The following is a 3,376-nucleotide window of genomic DNA, read 5'->3' on the forward strand; positions in this document are numbered from 1 at the left end:
CGCGTCGAGCTAGCGCTCGACACGACCAGTACTGATTCTTGCCGAGTCCGGTGCTGATGTTGGTGGTGTGGGCTCTCAAGCGTGAGGTAAGGGCAATTCGTGGATGCCTTGGCGCATACAGGCGATGAAGGACGTGGCACGCTGCGATAAGCTGCGGTGAGGTGTGAGCAACCTTTGACCCGCAGATTTCCGAATGGGGAAACCCACCTATCCGTTTAACCAGCTGAGCCGTTCGGTGGCACGCGCAAGCGTGTTGCCGAGAGGATCAACTGGTTAGGCGGGAACAGGTATCTTGGGACTGAATACATAGGTTTCGAGAAGCGAACCCGGTGAACTGAAACATCTCAGTAGCTGGAGGAAAAGACATCAACCGAGATTCCGTTAGTAGTGGCGAGCGAACGCGGACCAGGCCAGTGCCTGATGGTGAATTAGCAGAAGCCTCTGGAAAGTGGCGCCATAGCGGGTGACAGCCCCGTATGCGAAAATGAAACATCAGGACTCGAGTAGGGCGGAACACGTGTAATTCTGTCTGAACATGGGGGGACCACCCTCCAAGCCTAAATACTCGTATGCGACCGATAGCGAACTAGTACCGTGAGGGAAAGGTGAAAAGCACCCCGATGAGGGGAGTGAAACAGTACCTGAAACGGATTGCCTACAAGCAGTTGGAGGGTTCTTTGAGGCCTGACAGCGTACCTCTTGCATAATGGGTCTGTGACTTAATGTATCGAGCAAGCTTAAGCCGTTAGGTGTAGGCGCAGCGAAAGCGAGTCTGAATAGGGCGCCCATAGTTCGATGTATTAGACCCGAAACCCGGCGATCTAGGCATGACCAGGATGAAGGTGCGGTAACACGCACTGGAGGTCCGAACCGATTAACGTTGAAAAGTTACCGGATGAGTTGTGTTTAGGGGTGAAAGGCCAATCAAGCCGGGAAATAGCTGGTTCTCCGCGAAAACTATTGAGGTAGTGCCTCGGATGGACACCCTAGGGGGTAGAGCACTGGATGGATGCGGGGGTCGCGAGATCTACCAACTCTAACCAAACTCCGAATACCTAGGAGTGATATCCGGGAGACAGACGGCGGGTGCTAAGGTCCGTCGTCAAAAGGGAAACAGCCCTGACCTACAGCTAAGGTCCCCAAGTCACGTCTAAGTGGGAAAGCATGTGGAAATCCCAAAACAACCAGGAGGTTGGCTTAGAAGCAGCCATCCTTTAAAGAAAGCGTAACAGCTCACTGGTCTAAACAAGGGTTTCTGCGGCGAAGATGTAACGGGGCTCAAGACGTGCACCGAAGCTTAGGGTGTGGATTTATCCACGCGGTAGCGGAGCGTTCCGTAGGCCTGCGAAGCGATCTGGTAATGGGTCGTGGAGGTATCGGAAGTGCGAATGCAGACATGAGTAGCGATAAAGAGGGTGAGATGCCCTCTCGCCGAAAGACCAAGGGTTCCTGCGCAAGGCTAATCCGCGCAGGGTGAGCCGGCCCCTAAGACGAGCCCGAAGGGGGTAGTCGATGGGAACCACGTTAATATTCGTGGGCCTGGTGGTGTGTGACGGATCTCGTGTGTTGTTCAGCCTTATTGGATTGGCTGGGCTTCGAAGAGGTTCCAGGAAATAGCCCCACCGTATAGACCGTACCCGAAACCGACACAGGTGGTCAGGTAGAGTATACCAAGGCGCTTGAGAGAAGTGTCCTGAAGGAACTCGGCAAATTGCCTCCGTACCTTCGGAAGAAGGAGGCCCTCACTAAGCGCAAGCTTTATGAGGGGGCACAGGCCAGGGGGTAGCGACTGTTTAGCAAAAACACAGGGCTCTGCTAAGTCGGCTTCAAGACGACGTATAGGGCCTGACGCCTGCCCGGTGCCTGAAGGTTAAGTGGAGGGGTGCAAGCTCTGAAATGAAGCCCAGGTAAACGGCGGCCGTAACTATAACGGTCCTAAGGTAGCGAAATTCCTTGTCGGGTAAGTTCCGACCTGCACGAATGGCGTAACGACTTCCCCACTGTCTCCAGGACATGCTCAGCGAAATTGAATTCCCCGTGAAGATGCGGGGTACCCGCGGTTAGACGGAAAGACCCCGTGCACCTTTACTGCAGCTTCAGAGTGGCATTAGGAAGGAACTGTGTAGCATAGGTGGGAGGCTTTGAAGCATTGGCGCCAGCTGATGTGGAGCCGTAGGTGAAATACCACCCTGTTGTTTTCTGATGTCTAACTTCGCACCGTGAAACCGGTGCAAGGACCCTCTGTGGCGGGTAGTTTGACTGGGGCGGTCGCCTCCTAAAGAGTAACGGAGGCGCGCGATGGTGGGCTCAGGCCGGTTGGAAACCGGCTGCAAGAGTGCAATGGCATAAGCCCGCCTGACTGCGAGACTGACAAGTCGAGCAGAGACGAAAGTCGGTCATAGTGATCCGGTGGTCCCTCGTGGAAGGGCCATCGCTCAACGGATAAAAGGTACGCCGGGGATAACAGGCTGATAACCCCCAAGAGCTCATATCGACGGGGTTGTTTGGCACCTCGATGTCGGCTCATCACATCCTGGGGCTGGAGCAGGTCCCAAGGGTTTGGCTGTTCGCCAATTAAAGTGGTACGTGAGCTGGGTTCAGAACGTCGCGAGACAGTTTGGTCCCTATCTGCCGTGGGCGTCGAAATTTGAGAGGAGTTGACCCTAGTACGAGAGGACCGGGTTGAACGTACCTCTGGTGTACCTGTCGTCGTGCCAACGGCGCAGCAGGGTAGCTATGTACGGACGGGATAACCGCTGAAAGCATCTAAGCGGGAAGCCTCCCTCGAGATAAGATTTCTCAGAGCGGTCGAAGACCACGACCTTGATAGATCGGATGTGGAAGCGCGGTAACGCGTGAAGCTAACCGATACTAATCGCTCTATTCGCGCTTGAGAGTGCCACACCACCAACATCAGCACCGGACACAAACCGGACTGGGTGGGATGATGACCTCCAACCAGATTATACAACACCGTGCACGGCATCGATTTGAACCAGCCCCCGAGGGAACGCTCCTCGCCACCCGTGGCGACCGGCATCCCCCCTCAGGGCTCTCATGAAGTACCACTTCATGAGAATATCTCACGCGCTCCATTGCCTGGTGGCTATAGCGTCGGTGTCCCACCCGATCCCATCCCGAACTCGGCCGTGAAACCCGACTGCGCCAATGGTACTATCGCTCAAGCGATGGAAGAGTAGGTCGTCGCCAGGCATTGCAGCCCGTGAGAGAACAAGAACCCATTCACATTCCCCCGACAAACCGTCGGGAACTGGGGCAACATGCCCCCGTCGCGGGGTGGAGCAGCCCGGTAGCTCGTCAGGCTCATAACCTGAAGGTCACAGGTTCAAATCCTGTCCCCGCAACCAAATAACAC

1 tRNA gene and 2 rRNA genes are annotated in these 3,376 nt (G+C 55.4%); all 3 read left to right on the top strand.

From position 1 onward, the window contains the following. Positions 1 to 76: 76 nt before the first annotated feature. Positions 77 to 2,895: ribosomal RNA gene (locus BM145_RS09545) — 23S ribosomal RNA — on the top strand. 203 nt (positions 2,896 to 3,098) lie between these two features. Further along, positions 3,099 to 3,213: ribosomal RNA gene (gene rrf / locus BM145_RS09550) — 5S ribosomal RNA — on the top strand. 78 nt (positions 3,214 to 3,291) lie between these two features. After that, positions 3,292 to 3,368, top strand: a tRNA-Met gene (locus tag BM145_RS09555). Positions 3,369 to 3,376: the final 8 nt, after the last annotated feature.

This window comes from Sphingomonas rubra (assembly GCF_900115745.1).
Classification (GTDB): Bacteria; Pseudomonadota; Alphaproteobacteria; order Sphingomonadales; family Sphingomonadaceae; genus Sphingomonas; species Sphingomonas rubra.